This is a genomic window from Streptomyces sp. SID5469 (genome assembly GCF_009862865.1).
Taxonomy (GTDB): domain Bacteria; phylum Actinomycetota; class Actinomycetes; order Streptomycetales; family Streptomycetaceae; genus Streptomyces; species Streptomyces avermitilis.
Genome location: NZ_WWIN01000001.1, coordinates 5862186 through 5880768 on the forward strand (window position 1 = coordinate 5862186; position 18583 = coordinate 5880768).

16 protein-coding genes are annotated in these 18583 nt (G+C 70.8%); 11 read left to right on the plus strand and 5 right to left on the minus strand.

What is annotated here, in order from left to right; genetic code table 11:
- Positions 1 to 67: 67 nt before the first annotated feature.
- Complete coding sequence (locus tag GTY58_RS25210; protein ID WP_010986245.1) at positions 68 to 1819, plus strand: serine/threonine-protein kinase; 1752 nt, start codon at positions 68 to 70, stop codon at positions 1817 to 1819.
- Here the strand turns inward: GTY58_RS25210 and GTY58_RS25215 are convergent.
- Positions 1812 to 2414, minus strand: coding sequence for a hypothetical protein (locus GTY58_RS25215; RefSeq protein ID WP_037647958.1), 603 nt, complete (start codon positions 2412 to 2414; stop codon positions 1812 to 1814). The genes GTY58_RS25210 and GTY58_RS25215 overlap by 8 nt on opposite strands.
- A 104-nt stretch (positions 2415 to 2518) precedes the next feature.
- Between GTY58_RS25215 and GTY58_RS25220 the strand changes: the two genes are divergently transcribed.
- The 3 genes from GTY58_RS25220 to GTY58_RS25230 all read left to right on the plus strand — a co-directional run bounded on the left by GTY58_RS25220 (position 2519) and on the right by GTY58_RS25230 (position 5038).
- Complete coding sequence (locus GTY58_RS25220; protein ID WP_010986247.1) at positions 2519 to 3262, plus strand: prepilin peptidase; 744 nt, start codon at positions 2519 to 2521, stop codon at positions 3260 to 3262.
- 119 nt (positions 3263 to 3381) lie between these two features.
- Positions 3382 to 4581 carry a cyclic dehypoxanthinyl futalosine synthase gene (gene mqnC, locus GTY58_RS25225; RefSeq protein ID WP_010986248.1) on the plus strand — a complete coding sequence of 400 codons (1200 nt, stop codon included), beginning with the start codon at positions 3382 to 3384 and terminating at the stop codon, positions 4579 to 4581.
- 7 nt (positions 4582 to 4588) lie between these two features.
- Positions 4589 to 5038: a hypothetical protein gene (locus GTY58_RS25230; protein WP_010986249.1), complete on the plus strand. Its 450-nt coding sequence runs from the start codon at positions 4589 to 4591 to the stop codon at positions 5036 to 5038.
- Positions 5039 to 5069: 31 nt separating this feature from the next.
- On the opposite strand, the gene GTY58_RS25235 is transcribed toward GTY58_RS25230, so the two are convergent.
- The gene (locus GTY58_RS25235; RefSeq protein WP_010986250.1) at positions 5070 to 6119 is read right to left on the minus strand and encodes a chitinase; all 1050 of its coding nucleotides are present in this window, start codon (positions 6117 to 6119) and stop codon (positions 5070 to 5072) included.
- A gap of 307 nt (positions 6120 to 6426) precedes the next feature.
- Between GTY58_RS25235 and GTY58_RS25240 the strand changes: the two genes are divergently transcribed.
- From GTY58_RS25240 to GTY58_RS41385, 5 genes are all read left to right on the plus strand, one after another.
- Positions 6427 to 6819 carry a hypothetical protein gene (locus tag GTY58_RS25240; protein ID WP_010986251.1) on the plus strand — a complete coding sequence of 131 codons (393 nt, stop codon included), beginning with the start codon at positions 6427 to 6429 and terminating at the stop codon, positions 6817 to 6819.
- A 20-nt stretch (positions 6820 to 6839) separates the two neighbouring features.
- Positions 6840 to 9212: a bifunctional polysaccharide deacetylase/glycosyltransferase family 2 protein gene (locus GTY58_RS25245; protein WP_010986252.1), complete on the plus strand. Its 2373-nt coding sequence runs from the start codon at positions 6840 to 6842 to the stop codon at positions 9210 to 9212.
- A complete protein-coding gene (locus GTY58_RS25250; protein ID WP_010986253.1) occupies positions 9212 to 10627 on the plus strand; it encodes an acyltransferase in 1416 nt (471 codons plus the stop codon). Before GTY58_RS25245 ends, GTY58_RS25250 begins: the two co-directional genes overlap by 1 nt.
- A 72-nt stretch (positions 10628 to 10699) precedes the next feature.
- A complete protein-coding gene (locus tag GTY58_RS25255) occupies positions 10700 to 11395 on the plus strand; it encodes a demethylmenaquinone methyltransferase (RefSeq protein ID WP_010986254.1) in 696 nt (231 codons plus the stop codon).
- Between the two features lie 131 nt (positions 11396 to 11526).
- The gene (locus GTY58_RS41385) at positions 11527 to 14028 is read left to right on the plus strand and encodes a zinc ribbon domain-containing protein (RefSeq protein WP_010986255.1); all 2502 of its coding nucleotides are present in this window, start codon (positions 11527 to 11529) and stop codon (positions 14026 to 14028) included.
- On the opposite strand, the gene GTY58_RS25265 is transcribed toward GTY58_RS41385, so the two are convergent.
- Both GTY58_RS25265 and GTY58_RS25270 read right to left on the minus strand, forming a co-directional pair.
- Entirely contained in the window at positions 14021 to 14359 is a 339-nt protein-coding gene (locus GTY58_RS25265) for a PASTA domain-containing protein (RefSeq protein WP_078234364.1), read from the minus strand. The genes GTY58_RS41385 and GTY58_RS25265 overlap by 8 nt on opposite strands.
- 93 nt (positions 14360 to 14452) lie before the next feature.
- Complete coding sequence (locus GTY58_RS25270; protein ID WP_010986257.1) at positions 14453 to 14959, minus strand: GNAT family N-acetyltransferase; 507 nt, start codon at positions 14957 to 14959, stop codon at positions 14453 to 14455.
- A gap of 100 nt (positions 14960 to 15059) precedes the next feature.
- On the opposite strand from GTY58_RS25270, the gene GTY58_RS25275 reads away from it, so the two are divergent.
- Positions 15060 to 16364: a geranylgeranyl reductase family protein gene (locus GTY58_RS25275; RefSeq protein ID WP_010986258.1), complete on the plus strand. Its 1305-nt coding sequence runs from the start codon at positions 15060 to 15062 to the stop codon at positions 16362 to 16364.
- A gap of 249 nt (positions 16365 to 16613) precedes the next feature.
- Here GTY58_RS25275 and GTY58_RS25280 read toward each other — a convergent pair whose 3' ends face one another.
- A complete protein-coding gene (locus GTY58_RS25280; protein WP_010986259.1) occupies positions 16614 to 17432 on the minus strand; it encodes a C40 family peptidase in 819 nt (272 codons plus the stop codon).
- Positions 17433 to 18217: 785 nt separating this feature from the next.
- Here GTY58_RS25280 and GTY58_RS25285 point away from each other — a divergent pair.
- Complete coding sequence (locus tag GTY58_RS25285) at positions 18218 to 18577, plus strand: NADH-quinone oxidoreductase subunit A (RefSeq protein WP_007383963.1); 360 nt, start codon at positions 18218 to 18220, stop codon at positions 18575 to 18577.
- The last annotated feature ends 6 nt before the right edge of the window (positions 18578 to 18583 follow it).

Genomic DNA, 18583 nt, shown 5'->3' on the forward strand with positions numbered 1-18583 from the left:
GCGTCGCGTACGGCACTACCCTGCTCAGGGAGTGCGGAGCCGGAGCGTACGGGGGAGGGGTGGCGCCATGCAGCCGCTCGAAGTCGGCGAACCCACGGTCGTGGGGCCCTACCGGCTGCTCGGCCGGCTCGGCTCCGGCGGTATGGGCCGCGTCTATCTGGGGCGCAGTACGGGCGGCCGCACGGTCGCGGTCAAGATCGTGCACCCGCACTTCGCCCTCGACGAGGAGTTCCGCGCCCGCTTCCGGCGCGAGGTGGAGGCGGCGCGCCGGGTCGGCGGCGCCTGGACCGCGCCGGTGCTCGACGCCGACCCGGAGGCGTCCGTGCCCTGGGTCGCGACCGGGTACGCGGCGGGTCCCTCGCTGGCCGCCGCCGTCACCGACGGCGGACCGCTGCCCACCCATTCCGTACGGGCCCTGGGCGCCGGACTCGCGGAGGCGCTGTCGGCGGTGCACGGACTGGGCCTCGTCCACCGGGACGTGAAGCCCTCGAACGTGCTCCTCACCCTCGACGGGCCCCTGCTCATCGACTTCGGTATCGCCCGCGCCACCGACGGCACGGCCTCCCTGACCTCCACGGGCGTCTCCGTCGGCTCGCCCGGCTACATGTCGCCCGAGCAGATCCTCGGCAAGGGGATCGCGGGCGCGGCGGACGTCTTCTCGCTGGGCGCGGTCCTGGCGTACGCGGGAACCGGCGCACCTCCCTTCCCCGGCGACTCCTCGGCCTCGCTCCTCTACAAGGTCGTGCACGAGGAGCCCGAACTCGGCTCGCTGGAGGGGGAGTTGCGGGAGCTGGTCGCCCACTGCCTGGCCAAGGACCCGGACGGGCGGCCCGGCCCCGCCGAGGTGGCCGAGCGGCTCGCCCCGCAGGGCGCGGCCCGGCTGGTCACGGGCGGCTGGCTGCCGGGACCCCTGGTGGAGCAGGTCAGCCGCAGCGCCGTGCAGCTGCTGAACCTGGACGTGGCGGGGGCGGCGGAGGCGGTGCCCTCGGGGCCCGTGGAGTTCAGCACTCCTTCGGTGCGGCCGCCGACCGGTGTCTTCGGACCGCCGCCCGACCTGGCCACGCCCGCCTATATGCCGGCGCCCCGCCCCGCGGAGGCGCAGCCGCGCCCCGAGCCGCAGCCGCAACCACAGCCGCAACCGCAGTCACAGCCGCCCGCGCAGCCGCAGGACGCCGTGCCGGGAGTGCCGCTGGCCGTCGCCCCCGAGTCCGGGCCGCCCGGCAGGGTCTCGGTGAGCGTGGCCGCGACCTCGGCGCCCGGAACCGGTGGCCGGGGGCGCCGGGTGAGTTGCACGGTCGCGCTGGCTGTCGCGGGCGCGCTGGCGACCGTGACCGTGGGGTCCGCGTTCCTCTTCGGCCTGCTGGAGGGCGGGGATTCGAGCGGCGGCGACAGCAGCGGGAGCGCGGACAGTCCGCCCGCCGCGACCGCGAGCGCCAGCCGGTCGGACCCCGGTGACGGGGCGGACGGTGCCGTCCCCAAGTCCTACCTGGGCACCTGGGAGGGCGACGCCCTCGCCCTGGGCGGCACACTGCCCGCGGGCACGTTCCGCGTGACCATCGGCGAGGCCGCCGTCGGCAAGGAGATCGGCACCTTCCGGTCGACCGATCAGCTCGGCGGCACCTGCGACGACGTACTCCTTCTCAAGAAGGCCACGGCGCAGCAGCTCGTCGCCACGAGCGTGGCCAAGGACACCAACCCCTCGACGTGCACGACCGGGAGGCACGAGGTGCGGCTGACGCCCGTCGGGGACGACCTCAGCTACGAGACGGACAATCAGGCGGCCGGGAATCCGACATCACGGATGTCGAAGGTCAAGTAGTCGGCGGGGGAGGGCCGTTCGGGGCCTGCCGGCGGAAGTACGCGGCCAGGCCGCCGGCCAGCAGGGCCGTGCCGGTCACGGTCGCGGCGAGGCCCACGGCCCACACGTAGGGGTACTGCGTGTGGACCCAGCAGGCGCCGCCCTCGCGGTAGCAGTCGTACCCGCGGTGGCGTTTCTTCGGCACGAACGCCGCGAAGACCACGAGGAGCAGCAGCGCCGACAGCGCCGCACCGGCCAGGGCCGACGCGGACCAGCCGAGCGAACGGGCCCTGCTCCGACGCCAGTTCACCCGGCCGAACGACGTGAGCGCGGCGGCCGCGGCCCACGGCAGCAGCACGCCCACGGTGGCCGCGAAGCCGTACCCCCCGCCGGGCCAGCCGGGAGCCGTGCCGCGCCAGATGTCCGGCCCCCAGGCCCGGTCCGCGACGGCGAATCCGATCAGCAGCGCGGCCACGGCCAGAGCGACCGCACAGCCCAGTACCGTCTCCCGCTTCGACCCCCGGGACCCTCGCACGGGCCCGCGGTCGCGCACATGCGCGTAGCGGAGTGCGGCACCCGCCGCCTTCCGCCGCTTCGGCCGTGCCGATCCGCCCACGCGTCCCGCCCCTCCCCGTCCCACGGCGACGGCCGCCGCCGGTGACCCATGCTGACGAAATCCGCGCCCTCCCCGCAATGTGATCCGCTCCGTAAGGTGTCGGCGTGGACGTGGACTTCGATGTCTGGCTGACCGGCCCTGCCGCTCTGTGGGGTGCGGCGGCGGGTCTGCTCGTGCCCCGGGCCGCGTATCGCCTCTGCGTGGAACCCGACGAGCCGTGGCGCGACCGGTGTCCGCGGGGGCACCCGATCACCGGTGGCCCCGGCGGCTGGCTCGGACGGGCGCGGTGCCCGGACGGCACGGTGTACGGGCCCTCCGCCGTCCTCGTCTGCGCCGCCACCGCCCTGGTCTGCGCGGCCCTCGCCCTCGCCACCGGCACCCGCCCCGAACTGGCCGTCTGGCTGCTGCTCGCGCCCCTCGCCGTGCTGCTGACGATCGTGGACTTCCGGGTGCAGCGGCTGCCGGACGTGCTCACGCTCCCGCTCGCGGGTGCCGCGGCCGCCCTGCTGGGCGTGGCCGCGCTCGCGCCCGAGCACGCGGGGGAGTGGCTGACCGCGCTGCTCGGGGCGCTCGCGCTCGGCGGCGCGTACTTCGTCCTCTTCCTCGTCAACCCGAACGGCATGGGCTTCGGCGACGTCAAACTGGCGCTGGGGCTCGGGGCGGTGCTCGGCTGGTACGGGTGGAGCACGGTCGTCCTGGGCACGTTCGCCGGGTTCCTGTTCGGCGGGCTGTACGGGCTGGGGCTCGTGGCCTCGCGGCGGGCCGGGCGCAGGACGTCGATCCCGTTCGGGCCGTTTCTGATCGCGGGGGCGTTCGTGGGGCTGCTGATCGGGGCTTACACCAGTTAGTGCCGCTCACGTGGGGCAGCGCTGCTCGCACCCGCTAGCGCTGCCTGACGTCGGGTGGCGGACGGCCCTGGCGTAGGCTGGTTCGGACTGTCCACAACCCTTACGAAAGGGACGCTCCGGTGACCGAGAAGGCCGACCTTCAGTCCGTCCTCGACCGTGCCGCCGCGGGCGGGCGGATCACCCCCGAGGAGGCGCTCGACCTCTACCGGGACGCCCCGCTGCACGCGCTGGGCGCCGCCGCCGACGCCGTACGCCGGCGGAGGTACGCAGGGACCGAGCACATCGCCACGTACATCATCGAGCGGAACATCAACTACACGAACGTGTGCGTCACGGCGTGCAAGTTCTGCGCCTTCTACGCGGCCCCCAAGGACACGGCCAAGGGCTGGACCCGCGACCTCGACGACATCCTGCGCCGCTGCGCGGAGACCGTCGAACTCGGCGGCACGCAGATCATGTTCCAGGGCGGACACCACCCCGACTACGGCGTCGAGTACTACGAGAAGCACTTCGCCGCGATCAAGGAAGCCTTCCCGCAGCTGGTCATCCACTCCCTCGGCGCGTCCGAGGTCGAGCACATGGCCCGGATCTCCGGCGTCTCCGTCGAGGAGGCGATCCAGCGCATCCACACCGCCGGCCTCGACTCCTTCGCGGGCGCGGGCGCGGAGCTCCTGCCCGAGCGGCCCCGCAAGGCGATCGCCCCCCTCAAGGAGTCCGGGGAGCGCTGGCTGGAGATCATGGAGACGGCGCACCGGCTGGGGGTCGAGTCGACGTCCACCATGCTGATGGGCACGGGCGAGACCAACGCCGAGCGCATCGAGCACCTGCGGATGATCCGTGACGTACAGGACCGGACGGGCGGCTTCCGGGCCTTCATCCCGTACACGTACCAGCCGGAGAACAACCACCTCAAGGGCCGTACGCAGGCCACGCTCTTCGAGTACCTGCGGATGATCGCCATCGCCCGCCTCTTCTTCGACAACGTGGCCCACATCCAGGGCTCGTGGCTGACCACCGGCAAGGAGGTCGGCCAGCTCTCCCTGCACTACGGCGCGGACGACCTCGGCTCGATCATGCTGGAGGAGAACGTCGTCTCCTCGGCCGGCGCCAAGCACCGCTCGAACCGCATGGAGATCATCGACCTGATCCGCAAGGCGGGACGGGTGCCGGCCCAGCGCGCGACGACGTACGAGCACCTCGTCGTGCACGACGACCCGGCGAACGACCCGGTCGACGAGCGGGTCATGTCCCACATCTCGTCGACGGCGATCGAGGGCGGAACGGCGCACCCCGAGCTGAAGCTCCTCACCTCCAACTAGCGTCCCGGTGCTGACCATTCACGCCGCCGACGAACTGCGGTACACGTGGGACGACCCGGAGCCGGTCAAGGACGGCGCCGTCGCCGTGCAGGGCGTCCGGGTCGCCGCCACGGGGTCACTGGCCGAGCTCCAGGAGCGGTTCCCGGGGGCTCGTGTACGGCGCTGGCCCGGTGTCCTCGGGCCCGCCCGCGTCCACGAGGGCCCGCTCCCGGACGCGCCGACACCGCGTGAACGCGTTCACGCGGTGCTGAAGCTGGGCGCGGTGGCCGTGCTGGAGGAGTACGCCGGTACGCCCGAACTCCGGGCAGCCGCCGAGCGGAACGACGTCGTCGTCCTGTCCCGCGGCCGGCGCACGGCGATCGTCGACATGGGCCGCGCCGACCTCGCGGTCTTCGACGGGGCGGGCGCGTGCATCGCCACGGTGTGCGCCGGGCGCCTGGTCCACCGCCGCCGTTAGGGTCCCTCCGGCGGGCGGCCACGGGGCCCGGTCACCCCGCGAACGCCTCGGCGAACGCGCCGCTCGTCTGCTTCACCCCGCTGCAGTCGGTCGCCGCGTCGTTCGACTTCGAGCCGTCGTCACACTGCTGGTCCCGGAACGTCGACCACATCGACACCCACGCCACGCCCTTCTCCTCTGCGAACGACCGCACCTGGGCCGCGTCCGCGAGCGTGAACGTCTCGTTGTCGACGTCGTTGACACCGATCATCGAGGTCAGGGCGAGGCCCTGCCAGGCGCCCTTGCTCGACAGCCCGAACACGTCCGCCAGTTGGTCGTGGGCCGCCTCGGCCGAGGTGAGGGCGTAGTCGCCCATGTCGCCGTCGTACGAACTGCCGTAGTTCATCGTCATGATGTTGACGGTGGCGACCTGTACGGAGTTGTCGTTCGCGGACTCCAGCAGGGCGATGCTGTCGTCGTCCAGGCCCGCGGGCATGACCGGCAGCGTGAAGGAGACGCTCAGGTCGGAGCGGTCCTTCTGCAGCAGCGCGATCGCTTGGGAACGCAGCTCGACCGAGGCCGAGTCCGTGAGCGTGTCGCCCTCGATGTCGAAGTCGGCCAGCGTCGCCCCGGCGGCGTCCAGCGCCGCACCGTAGGCCTCCGCGAGCTTCGACGCGCTGGAGCAGGTTTCGGCCAGTTCCTTCCCGGACGCCCCGCCGAAGGAGACGCGGACGCTCGCACCGGATTCCTTCAGCGCCGAAATCCGCGATGCCACCGCCGAGTTGCCGATCGCGTACGTCCCGTTCCACTTCGGCGTGCAGTCGCTGCCGTCCGAGATCACGAAGGCCAGGTTGTACGTCGACGGCGACCCGGCCGGGTCCATGTCCGAGGCGGTCGTGGCACTCACGTACGGGGCGTACGCGGTGCTGGACGTCTGTGCCTGCCGCGTCGGTGAGCCGGTCGGTGAGCCGGCCGGTGAGCTGGTCCCCGACGGCTCGGAGGAGGCCGTGTCCGACGAGCCGTCACCGCCCGAGGAGCACCCCGCACAGGCCATGGTCACCAGGCAAACAATCCCGGCGGCCGGCTTCAGGAAACTCCTCATTGCGCATGCACCCGCTCTCGTGATTTCTGTCTCAGGATGGAAACAAAGCGCGATTCCCAAGTGGAAAGGTGTCACACCCGACCGTGGACCTTGAATGCGGGAGAGGCACGGAATCCCCGTGAGGGAAAGTGCATAAGACGGATAAGTCGGGTGCTGAAAGGGTGCATATCGCCCATATGTGTCGGTCATTGGCTGCGCAGACGTTCTGGGATTCTCTCAGGAAAGTGACAGGATGGACCGTTTCTCATGGGCGCCTCACATGTGAAGCAAAGGAGTCGGCACATAAAGGGCCCCTAATATCCGGGGAATGCAATCCGAGTCCGACATCGAAAACCGTTCCCCTGTGCGCGGCCGCGGCCGCAAACGCGGCAATGGGTCCGAAGAGGGCCCCGTATTCGTTGACAACTCCGGGCGCAGGTCACGACTGCTGCGCCGGTTCGGGATCCTCGTCTGCGTGGCCTGTCTGGGCTACGTGGTCGTGCTCGGCATGGCGTTCATGGGGTGGGGCACCTCGCTGAGCAACTCGATCACGCCCTTCGGCGGCGGCCAGGCCGCCCCCGGCGGCGGGGGTCTCGGGCCGCAGGGCGGCGGCGCTCGCACCGGCACCCCGCCCTCGGGCGTCCCCACCGGAGCGCCCACGGGCGCCGCCCCGTCGGCGGCAGTGACCCCCGGCGCGGCCTCCTCCACCGGCGCCAACTGACCCGGAGCGCAGACACACCCATGACTAAGACGACGCCTTCGCGCGGCCGCCGGCGCGCCCCTTCCCGGATGGAACGGGCCGCCGGCAAGGCCGCCGCGCTGCAGAAACCGCGCGTGATCCTCGCCCTGCTGCTCCTGCTGGGCCTGACGAGTGTGATGCTCCTTGACGGCTACCTGCGGGGCGAGGTTTTCAGCGACCAGCGCGTACGCGACAGCGCCGCCTACGACAAGGTGCCGAAGAAGATCCTCGAAGCGGGCCCGATCTTCACGTCCAGCAACGGCACGGTGGACCCGAAGTCGGTACCGAAGAAGACCATCGTCCTGACCTTCGACGACGGTCCGAACCCCACGTACACCGAGAAGGTCCTCAAGATCCTCCAGGACAACGACGTGCCCGGCACGTTCTTCCTGGTCGGCTCGATGGTCACGCGTTACCCGGACGCCGTGAAGGACATGGTCGACCAGGGCAACGAGGTCGGCATCCACACCTTCACGCACGTCGACCTCTCGTACCAGAGCACCGCGCGCGTCGAACGCGAGCTGAACCAGACCCAGCTCGCCCTCGCGGGGGCGGCGGGCATCACGACGACGCTGTTCCGCGCGCCGTACTCGGCGGAGGCCGACGCCATCGACAACTACAGCTGGCCGGTCTACCAGCGGATGGCCAAGCTGGGCTACACCAGCGTGTTCATCGACACCGACAGCGACGACTGGAAGCAGCCGGGCGTCGCGAGCATCATCAAGACGGCCACGCCGAAGAAGAACAACGGCGCCTCGGTCCTGTTCCACGACGCGGGCGGCGACCGCGACCAGACCCTGGTGGCGTTGCCGAAGTACATCAAGAAGATGAAGGCGAAGGGCTACACCTTCACCACCGTCAGCGGCGCCCTGGCCAAGGACCGGGCGTCGACCGCCGCCGGCAGGGCGGGCGCGGGGACCGGGACCGGGCAGCAGCCGATCGATCAGACGGCGAACGGCGGGGCGGCGAACGGTGGGACGGCGAACGGTGGGACGGCGAACGGTGGGACGGCGAACGGCCGGCAGCCCGGCGCGGCTGCCGGCACGGGCACGGCCACCGGCGCGACCGCGACCTCGATCGAGCAGGCCGCCCACCGGAAGGCCACCGGCGCGACCCTGTACGAGGGCAAGGCCCTGGTCGCGGCGGTCGCCCTCGCCGAGTGGAGCATGCCGGCGCTCGCGTCCGGTCTGGTCGTCGTGGGCGTCGCCGTCATGGGCCGGTTCGCGATGATGCTCGTCCTCGCCCGCACCCACTACCGGCAGCGCAACAAGCGCCGGTTCAGCTGGGGGCCGGAGATCACCAGGCCGGTCAGCGTGATCGTGCCCGCGTACAACGAGAAGGAGTGCATCGAGAACACGATCAACTCCCTCGCGCAGTCCACGCATCCGATCGAGATCATCGTCGTCGACGACGGCTCGACGGACGGCACGGCCGACATCGTGGAGGCCATGCGGATACCCAACGTCCGGGTCCTGCGCCAGGAGAACGCGGGCAAGCCTGCCGCGCTCAACAACGGAGTGCGCAACGCCAGTTACGACATCGTCGTGATGATGGACGGCGACACCGTCTTCGAAGCGGACACCGTGCGCCGGCTCGTGCAGCCCTTCGCGGACGACGAGGTCGGCGCGGTCGCGGGCAACGCCAAGGTCGGCAACCGCGACACCGTCATCGGCGCCTGGCAGCACATCGAGTACGTGATGGGCTTCAACCTCGACCGCCGCATGTACGACCTGCTGCGCTGCATGCCCACCATTCCGGGCGCCATCGGCGCGTTCCGCCGCGAGGCGGTCCTGGAGGTCGGCGGGATGAGCGAGGACACGCTCGCCGAGGACACCGACATCACCATCGCCATGCACCGGGGCGGCTGGCGGGTCGTCTACGAGGAGCACGCGCGCGCGTGGACCGAGGCGCCCGGCTCGCTGAAGCAGCTGTGGTCCCAGCGCTACCGCTGGTCGTACGGCACCATGCAGGCGCTGTGGAAGCACCGCAAGTCCCTGACGGACCGGGGTCCATCGGGCCGCTTCGGCCGGGTCGGGATGCCGCTCGTCGTGATCTTCCAGATCGTCACGCCCGTCTTCGCGCCGCTGATCGACGTCTTCACGGTCTACTCGATGATCTTCGTGGACTTCTGGGCGTCCCTGCTCGCCTGGCTGGCGGTGCTCGTCGTCCAACTCGTCTGCGCCGCCTACGCGTTCCGGCTCGACCGCGAGAAGTACCGGTATCTCCTGATGATGCCGCTGCAACAGCTCGCGTACCGCCAGATGATGTACCTCGTCCTGATCCACTCCTGCATCACGGCCCTCACCGGCGGCCGCCTGCGCTGGCAGAAGCTGAAGCGCACGGGCGAGGTCGGCACCCCGGCGGGGGTGAGCTGATGAGCTGGGGACCCGAGCAGCAACAGGGGTACGGCTACGGGCAGCAGCCACAGCCGCAGTCACAGCCGTACGGGCAGCCCTCGCAGTCACAGCCTCAGCCGTACGGACAGCAGCAGCCACTGGCACAGCCGTACGGGCAGCAGTATCCGCCGCCGTACGGGCAGCAGCAGCCGTACGGGCAGGGGTACGTCCAGCCCGGACCGTACGAGCAGCAGTGGCAGCACGCTCCCGCGCAGCCGGAGGCCGCGGCCGTCACCAGCACGGTCCAGATGGATCCGGTCCCGGCGGCACCCGAAGCGGAAGCGCCCGAGGGCGCGACATCGGGGGCGGACGCCCCGGCACCGGGGGCGGACGCTCCGGAACCCCGGCCGAAGGCGAAAGCCGGCGGGCGCGACCGCTACTTCGACGCGCTGCGCGCCGTCGCGCTGGTCCGTGTCGTGACGTACCACACCTTCGGCTGGGCCTGGGCCGGCCTGGTCTTCCCGTCCATGGGTGTGATGTTCGCGCTCGCCGGCACCCTGATGGCGAAGTCGCTGGAGCGTCCCGCGCTCAAGGTGGTCAAGAGCCGGATGCGCCGGCTCCTGCCCCCCTTCTGGTTCTGGGGAGTCTTCGTCGTGCTGGCGATGATGATCCATGGCTGGATGCCGGGCTGGGAGATCGTCTACTGGATCGTGCCGGTCGGCGACCCGCCGGGCAACGCGTGGGGCTCGCAGGCGTACGAGATCCTCTGGTACCTGCGCACGTACCTCTGGTTCGTCTGGCTCTCCCCGGTGCTCCTGTGGGTGTTTCGCAAGGCGCCGATCCCGGTGCTGCTGCTCTCCCTCGTCCCGATCGTGGTCTTCCAGTTCGGCTGGCAGCCGCCGTGGAACCGCTTCGGCAGCGCGCTGACGGACATCGCCACCTATCTGTTCTGCTGGCTCGTCGGCTTCGCGCACCGCGAGGGCGTGCTCCAGCGGCTGAAGCCCGTCGCGGTGGTCGCGCTGTCGCTGGCCGCGCTCGCGTACGGCGGCTGGTACGCCTTCGCGCACCAGGGGGAGTTCGGCACCTACGACCTGGACGAGAACCCGCTCGCCCAGGCCTTCTGGTCGGCCGGCTTCGTGGCGCTGCTGATGTACTTCAAGGCGCACTACGACGTCGACTTCGCGTGGCTGGCCCGCTTCAAGCGGCTCGACCGGATCGTGACGATCTTCAACGGGCGAGCGGTGACGATCTATCTGTGGCACGAGATCGCGCTGATCCTCGCGGTCCCGCTGATCGACCAGTTCTGGAAGGTGCCCGCCTTCGAGAAGTGGCTGCCGCTGGAGAGCCAGTGGTTCATGTTCGGCATCGGCTGGGCGCTGATCTGGATCGCCGTCCCGCTGGTGGGCTGGGTCGAGGACGTGGCCGCGAAGAAGAAGCCGAAGCTGCTGCCCTGAGGAGCAGTTCACCGACCGGCGTACGGGCCGGGCGCCTCCGACGCGCCCGGCCCGTGCTGCCACAATGGGGGCGTGACCCGCGCATCTCTGGACAAGCAGCCGCACGAAGTCGCCTCGATGTTCGACGACGTGGCGGAACGGTACGACCTGACGAACGACCTGCTGTCGCTCGGACAGGACCGGGTGTGGCGCCGGGAGGTCGCGAAGGCGGTCGACGCCCGGCCCGCGCAGAAGATCCTGGACCTGGCGGCGGGCACCGCCACCTCCTCGCTCCCCTTCGCCCGTGCGGGTGCGTACGTCGTCCCCTGTGACTTCTCCCTCGGGATGCTTCGCGTCGGCAAGAAGAACCACCCCTGGCTGCCGCTCACGGCGGGCGACGCGACGAAGCTGCCCTTCAAGGACGACACCTTCGACGCGGTGACGATCTCCTTCGGGCTGCGCAATGTCCAGGACACCGATACCGCGCTGAGCGAGCTGTACCGGGTGACCAAGCCGGGCGGCCGCGTCGTGATCTGCGAGTTCTCGCACCCGACGTGGGCGCCGTTCCGCACGGTCTACACCGAGTACCTGATGCGCGCGCTGCCGCCGGTCGCCCGTGCCGTCTCGTCCAACCCCGACGCGTACGTCTATCTCGCCGAGTCGATCCGCGCCTGGCCGACCCAGCCCGAGCTGGCCGAGCGGCTGCGCAAGGCCGGCTGGTCGAAGGTGGCGTGGCGGAACCTGACGGGCGGAGTCGTGGCGCTGCACCGGGGATTCAAGGCCGTCTAGCCCCAGATTCCTGAGGTGCCGGTCAATTCATCCGTACGAGGGTGGGGCTGACGGGAACCGGTCAACGAAAATCTCCGTCCGTTGCTTACGTCCGATCACGGCATGAGACTTATGAATGACGGAGCGTTTGCATGGCGTCGTACTGCCCGCACTGCGGGGCACCCTCTCCCGCCGAGGCCCGCTTCTGCATGCGGTGCGGGCGCGAACGGGTAGCGGTGGCGTCCGACGCGTCCGACGTATCCGACGCGTCCGAAGCACCCGACGCATCTGCGCCCGAGGTGTCTGCGGCGCCCGAGGTGCCCGAGGTGTCCGCCGTTTCGCCGGTCGCGCCTCCCGCCGTCCCGCCCGTCGCGCCTCCCGTCGGCCCGCCGCCCCCGGCGTACGCCCCCGGTCCCGCCCGGCCCTCGCCCGTCGGCGCCTTCCTCGGCCGTACCTTCCGCGGTGACTGGGCCGGAGCCGCACAGGCCGCGCTGTGGCCCGTAGGACTGCTGCTGGTCTCCGCCGTGGCCCTGGGAATCCCCAAGTACGGGCAGGACTCCGAGGAATTCGTCGGCTTCGGCGACCGGCTGCGGATCGCGCTGGCGCTGCTGCTCCAGGCGCTCGGCGGCGGCTTCGAGGTGAAGGCCGCGTCGGGCTCCGGCTACGGCTACGGCTCCGGTACCGGGTTCGGCGGCGGCTACGACCAGGGAGCGGCCGGGGACGTCACGGGCGGGGGTTCCTTCTCGCTGGTGCCGCTGACGGTCACGGTCCTGTGGATCGCCGCGCTCTGCGTCGGCGTACGCCTCCTGCGCGGGCGGCTCGCGGTGCGCGCCCCGGGCAGTCCGACCGCCGGACTCGAGGCCGCCGTGCGGGTGGCGCTCCTGGTGACCGGAGCCGTACTGCTCCTCGGCCTCTTCGCCCAGCCCACCATCGCGGGCGTCGAGATCTCCGCCTCCCCGGCGCTCTCCGCACTGGGTGCCCTGCTGCTCTCCCTCGCCGTGGCCTGCGGCGTGCTGCACCGCGTCGGCCCGGACCAGTGGTGGGCCGCTCACCCCGGCGCCCGGACGCTGCTGCGCGCCACGGGTACGGCGCTGCGCGCCCTGACCGTCGTCCTCGCGCTCTGCTCGGTCGTCGCGTTCATCACCGTCGCCCGGCTCGACGACCTGGACCAGGCGTGGAGCGCGGACGGCGTCTCACCGCTCCTGGTCGCGCTCCTCGTACTGCCCAACCTCGCCGTGCTGGCGCTCGGTCTTTCCTGGGGCGTGCCCGTCGGGGCGCGGGCGCAGGGGAGTTCGCCGTACGGCGGCGGCTACGAGCACCACGCCTTCGGGCTCTCCGAACTGGCCGACGTCACCAACGCCTGGGCGGTCGTGGGCGCGCTGGCGCTCGGTGTGGTCTGCGCGCTGATCCTGGGCGTCGTCGCCGCGCGCCGCTCGACGAGCCGCGGGGAACAGCTGCTGGCGGCGGGCGTCTTCCTCGGCCTGTTCCTGATCCTGGCCGGGCTCGGCGGCCTCGGCACCGAGATGTCGGGCAGTACGTCCTCGGACTTCGGTTCCTCGGGCCTGTCCGCGGGCGGCACGCTCGACGCGGGGCTGAGCTTCCCCGAGGCACTGCTCTTCGGGCTGCTGTGGATCTCCGCGGCGACGTTCGTGGCGCCGTATCTGGTGCGGGTGGCCGGCGGACGGACGGGCATGAGCGCACCGCCCACGGTTCCGCCGGGCCCGCCGGTTTCCCCGGTTTCCCCGGTTTCCCCGGTTTCCCCGGTTTCCCCGGTTCCGCCGGTTCCGCCGGTTTCCCCGGTTCCGCAGACTCCGGTGGGCCGGCCGATGCCGCCCGTGCCGCCGGTGCCGAGCACGCCCGCGCACACTCCCACCGCGTACGACCTCCACGCCTTCCCACTCGGCCCGCAGCCGCCCGCCGCCGCCCCGAAGCCCCGCAGCCGCGCCGTGGTCTGGGCTGTGACGCTCGCCGTCGCGTTCGTCGTGGGCGGGGGCGCGGCGGCCGGTGTGCTGGTCTGGCAGGACCACCAGAAGGGCGATACGTCCTCCGGCAAACCGAGGACGAAGCCGACGGCGACGGCCTCCGACTCGCCGTCGGCGACGCCGTTCGCGGACCCGACGAGCGGGGCGACGGACACGGCCACGGACGAAGCGACGGACAGGGCGACGGACGGGGCCACCGGCGAAGCCACTGCCTCCCCCTTCGAACTTCCCGCCGGCTACCACCGGTTGGACGACCCCTTCGGTTTCTCCCTCGCCGTACCCGACGTCTGGGCGCGCGAGGGCGTGAAGAACGGCACGCAGGTGACGTACGCGGGCTCGACCGGTCTGGAGCACGTGCAGGTCGGCGTCATCGCGAACGCGGGCTACACCTCGTACGACAACTTCCTGACCCTGGAGAAGACGGCGAAGAAGAAGGACGCCGGCTACCAGCGGATCAGGCTGGAGCGGAACACCTTCCAGGGCCGCGACGGCGCGATCTGGGAGTACACGTACACCGACGGGTCCGGCCGCACCGTCCACGCGGCGGACCAGGGCTATGTCGCCGAGGACGGCACCGAGTACGCGATCATGCTCGTCGGCAAGGACGAGCTGTGGGAGGGCGGCCTGGCCGAGACGTTCCGGGTCGCCCTCGACTCCTGGCAGCTCACCTGAGGACCTTGAAGGGGTCACCCGGTTCGTCCAGCTCGCGGCGCAGCCCGCCCGGTGGCGGAATGGGCCGGCGCGGCTCGTGCACCCCCGCGCCCCCGCCGCCCCCGCCCTCGCCGAGGTCGAACCACACGGTGACCACGGCACCGCGCGGCACCTCCGTGCCGGGCGGGGGATATTGGCGCACGACGAAGTCGAGGAACGTGAGAGGGGAGTCGGGGCGGTCCGGCGCGGCGAGCAGCACGCCGCCCGCCTCGGCCGTCTCGCGCGCGTCCACGGCCATCAGGCCGACAAGCCGCGGCACGCGCACTTCGGGTGTTTTGGGCGGTATATGCACAGATGTCACCCCCAGCGGTACTGGAAGGGTAACCGCACGGGGGTGTCGGCCGGAAGCGTCAGATGTCTTTCTGTAGCAGTTGGTTACATACAGTCACAGCTCGCGTCGGTAGCAGTGCCCGAGTCGCTGGGCGGTCGGCGTGGTGAAGGTCTCCACCAGCTCCATGCCGAGACGTCGGGTCACGGCGATGGAGCGTTCGTTGCGGGCGTCGACCATGGCGACGACGCCGGACACGCCCGCCGCGCGCACCCGTTCGAGGGTGGCGTGCGCGGCGGCGGTGACGTACCCCTTGCCCCAGTGGGCCCGCCCGAGCCGCCAGCCGATCTCGATCTCGCCCTTCGGGCCCCACTCGTGCGGCCACGGCTGCGCGCCCGTGAAGCCGATGACCTCGCCCGACTCGTCGAGCAAGGTCCACAGACAGAAGCCGCGCTCGGCGTCGTGCCTGCGCTGACGGGCGGTGAGCTCCTCGTAGACCGACAGTTCGGCGGCCTTGCCGCCGTGGAACTCCATGACCTCGGGGTCGGCGAAGATCCGGTGCCAGGCGAAGGCGTCCTCGTCGGTGGGGACGCGCAGCCGTACGTCGGGGAGAGCTCTGTTCACAGGGGCAGCCCTTCAGGCAGGTGGGTCGGTACCGCTGAATAGACTGCCCATGTCCAGTGCCCGTCAGCACGTTGATTTCGAGTCTTGGGGAGCCCCCGCCGTGACCGAGCCCCAGCCCCTCTCCGAACACACCGCCGATGTGATCGTCGTCGGGGCCGGGCCAGCCGGTTCGACGACGGCGTACTACCTGGCGAAGGCCGGTCTGGACGTCCTCCTGCTGGAGAAGACCGCCTTCCCGCGCGAGAAGGTCTGTGGCGACGGCCTGACGCCGCGCGCCACGAAGCAGCTGGTCGCGATGGGCATCGACATCTCCGAGGAGGCGGGCTGGCTCAGGAACAAGGGCCTGCGCATCATCGGCGGCGGTGTCCGGCTCCAGCTGGACTGGCCGGATCTCGCCTCGTTCCCGGACTACGGCCTCGTCCGCAAGCGCGACGACTTCGACGAGCAACTGGCCCGTCAGGCACAGAAGGCGGGCGCGCGGCTGTACGAGCGCTGCAACGTCGGCGCGCCGATCATCGACGACCGCACGGGCCGCATCACAGGCGTCCACGCGAAGCTCGGTGACGCCGACTCGAAGGAGAAGCGCGAGGTCACCTTCCACGCCCCGCTGGTGGTGGCGGCGGACGGCAACTCGACGCGCCTGTCCCTGGCGATGGGCCTGCATCGCCGCGAGGACCGCCCGATGGGCGTGGCCGTGCGTACGTACTTCACGAGCCCGCGGCACGAGGACGACTACCTCGAGTCCTGGCTGGAGCTGTGGGACCGCCGAGGCCCCGGCGAGGACCGGCTCCTGCCGGGCTACGGCTGGATCTTCGGCATGGGCGACGGCACGTCCAACGTCGGCCTCGGCGTCCTCAACACCTCCGACTCCTTCAAGGAACTGGACTGGCGGGAAGTCCTGAAGGCGTGGTGCGCCTCGATGCCGGAGGACTGGGGATACACGCCCGAGAACATGACGGGCCCGATCCGCGGCGCCGCGCTGCCGATGGCCTTCAACCGTCAGCCCCACTACACGCGCGGGCTGCTGCTCGTCGGCGACGCCGGCGGCCTGGTGAACCCGTTCAACGGCGAGGGCATCGCGTACGCCATGGAGTCCGGCCAGCTCGCGGCCGACGTCATCGTCCAGGCCCACGCCCGTGCGACCCCCGCCCAGCGTGAGATCGCGCTCCAGCGCTACCCGCGCGTGCTCAAGGACACGTACGGCGGCTACTACACGCTGGGCCGGGCCTTCGTGAAGCTGATCGGCAACCCGAAGGTCATGAAGATCGCGGCGGAGCGCGGCCTCACGCACCCGCTCCTGATGAAGTTCACCCTGAAGATGCTCGCCAACCTGACGGACCCCACGGGCGGCGACGCGATGGACCGGATCATCAACGGGCTGTCGAAGGTGGCGCCGAAGGCGTGACGCCCCGGTGCGGGCGGCATGACGCAACACGGCTCCACGCCCCGCGTGACCGTCCGCCCGCGCTGCCCGCGCCTTCTCCGCCCGCTGTCCCTCTGCCATGACTCCCGGCGATCCGGGCGTCGAGCGGTGTGCGATCCGGGTGCGCGATCCGGGAGTTGACCGACATGTCCGGTGTGAGGTGATGTGACTGTGGGGCGCCCGTCCCGAAGGAGGGGCGCCCCACAGACGGGACTTCGGCGCGTCGCCGGGTCAGAGCACGCGCACCGCACCGGTCGGCGGGTCGTACGAGAGGGGCTTCTCGACGACGCCGGTGGACGGGTTCTGCGCGCCGACGAACATGCCGTCGCCGACGTACACCCCCACGTGGTACGCGCTGCCCGCGCCACCCCAGTACAGGATGTCGCCCGGCTGCAGGTTGCTCAGCGAGACCTGGGTGCCCGCCGTCGACTGGTCCTGCGAGACGCGCGGCAGACTCACACCGACCTGCTTGAACGCGGCCTGGACGAGGCCGGAGCAGTCCCACGAGTTGGGGCCGGTGCCGCCGGAGACGTACGCGTCGCCGATCTGCGCCTTGACGAACGCGATGACCGCCGCGGCCGAACCGGTGGCCGTGGACGTGGACGTGGACGTCGACGTGCCCGTAGAGGCGCTCGCCGAGGCGCTGAGGGTGGCCCGCTCGGCGCTGCGCGAGGCGGCACGCTCGGCAGCTGCCCTGCGTGCGGCCTCGGCCTTCTTCGTGGCCTCCGCCTTCTTCTTCGCGTCGGCCAGGTCCGACTTGGCCTGCTTTGCGGCCTTGGCGGCGGCCGCGTCACGCTCGGCCTGCAGCTCGTAGTTGGCCGCTGCCTGCTGGGTGGCGTCCGCGGACTGCGCGACCTGAGTGGCCAGGTCGGCCGTCAGGGTGGGCAGTTCCACGGTCTGCGTCACGGGTTCGGCCGCGTTCGCCGCACCGGCAGCGCCGGCCACTGCCAGGGTGCTGAGAACGCCACCGGCGACTCCGGCGCGCACCGAGATTTTCGGGGTGCTGCGGCGGGGCTTCCGATGGCTTCGTATGTGAGCGGTGTGGGACATGGGTACAAGCGGTACCAGGGGCTCCTCCATACCTTCAAGAAACGTGTGGTGCGCCACAGTTGTTCAATCGATGCCCCGAATCCTGGGCGCGCCGTTCTTTATTGACGCCGTAACGGGCATTGCGGACACCGCGGATCAAGCCTGTGATCACGGTCTTTCATCGTTACGCCCGAATTGCCCTGCACCTACCACCGGTTGTGCCCGGTGGCCAAGCCCGGTTTATTTGACCCCCCTGCGGATGTGGCACAGGTCACAGTTCGGCCGCCCGAGCGAGGGCGTCCCGCGCGGGGCCGACGAGCGCGCCCGCTCGTGAATGCGTGCACGCGTCCACTTCCGTCCGCTTCTCTTCCCTCGGGGGTGTGAACGGGCCCCACTATCAAGGGATCTGGTCCAGCACCAATTTGCCCTGAGTGGACGCGCCTTGATAATGCAAGACCGCCTCGACCAGCGGCGACGAGGGAAAATGTCACCGCTTGGTGATCACTCGGATGCTTCGCGTATGAAGATCACCGCTCATCCGGCTTCATGATCCTTCGCCAGGTGGCAGAGATCACAAACTCCTTACTTACCCCCGTGTCGCAGATCACAGACCGCCGGGCATAGGATGCGCAGCAGTTGGGCTTGTGACCTGCTTCACATGTACGCGATCTTCGTCGGGACGCACGGGGTTCGTGGGACGTGTGAGGCGGGAGTGCTCGCCCGACGCAACCTCCCCCAAGGTCTCGGCTCCGCTCGACCAGGGGGGACCCCCATGCAGTCAGTGCCGACTGAGAGGAGCGAGGAGCGTGAACGCGTATGCGCCGATCCTCGTACTGGGAGCCCTCGGGGCAGGCTTTGCGATCTTCTCCGTGGTCATGGCCACGCTGATCGGTCCGAAGCGGTACAACCGGGCCAAGCTCGAGGCGTACGAGTGCGGTATCGAGCCGACCCCCACGCCGGCCGGCGGCGGGCGCTTCCCCATCAAGTACTACCTGACGGCGATGCTCTTCATCGTCTTCGACATCGAGATCGTCTTCCTCTACCCCTGGGCCGTCACCTTCGACGCCCTGGGTGTTTTCGGGCTCGTGGAGATGCTGCTCTTCGTGCTCACCGTCTTCGTCGCGTACGCGTACGTATGGCGGCGCGGCGGTCTGGAATGGGACTGAGGGGCC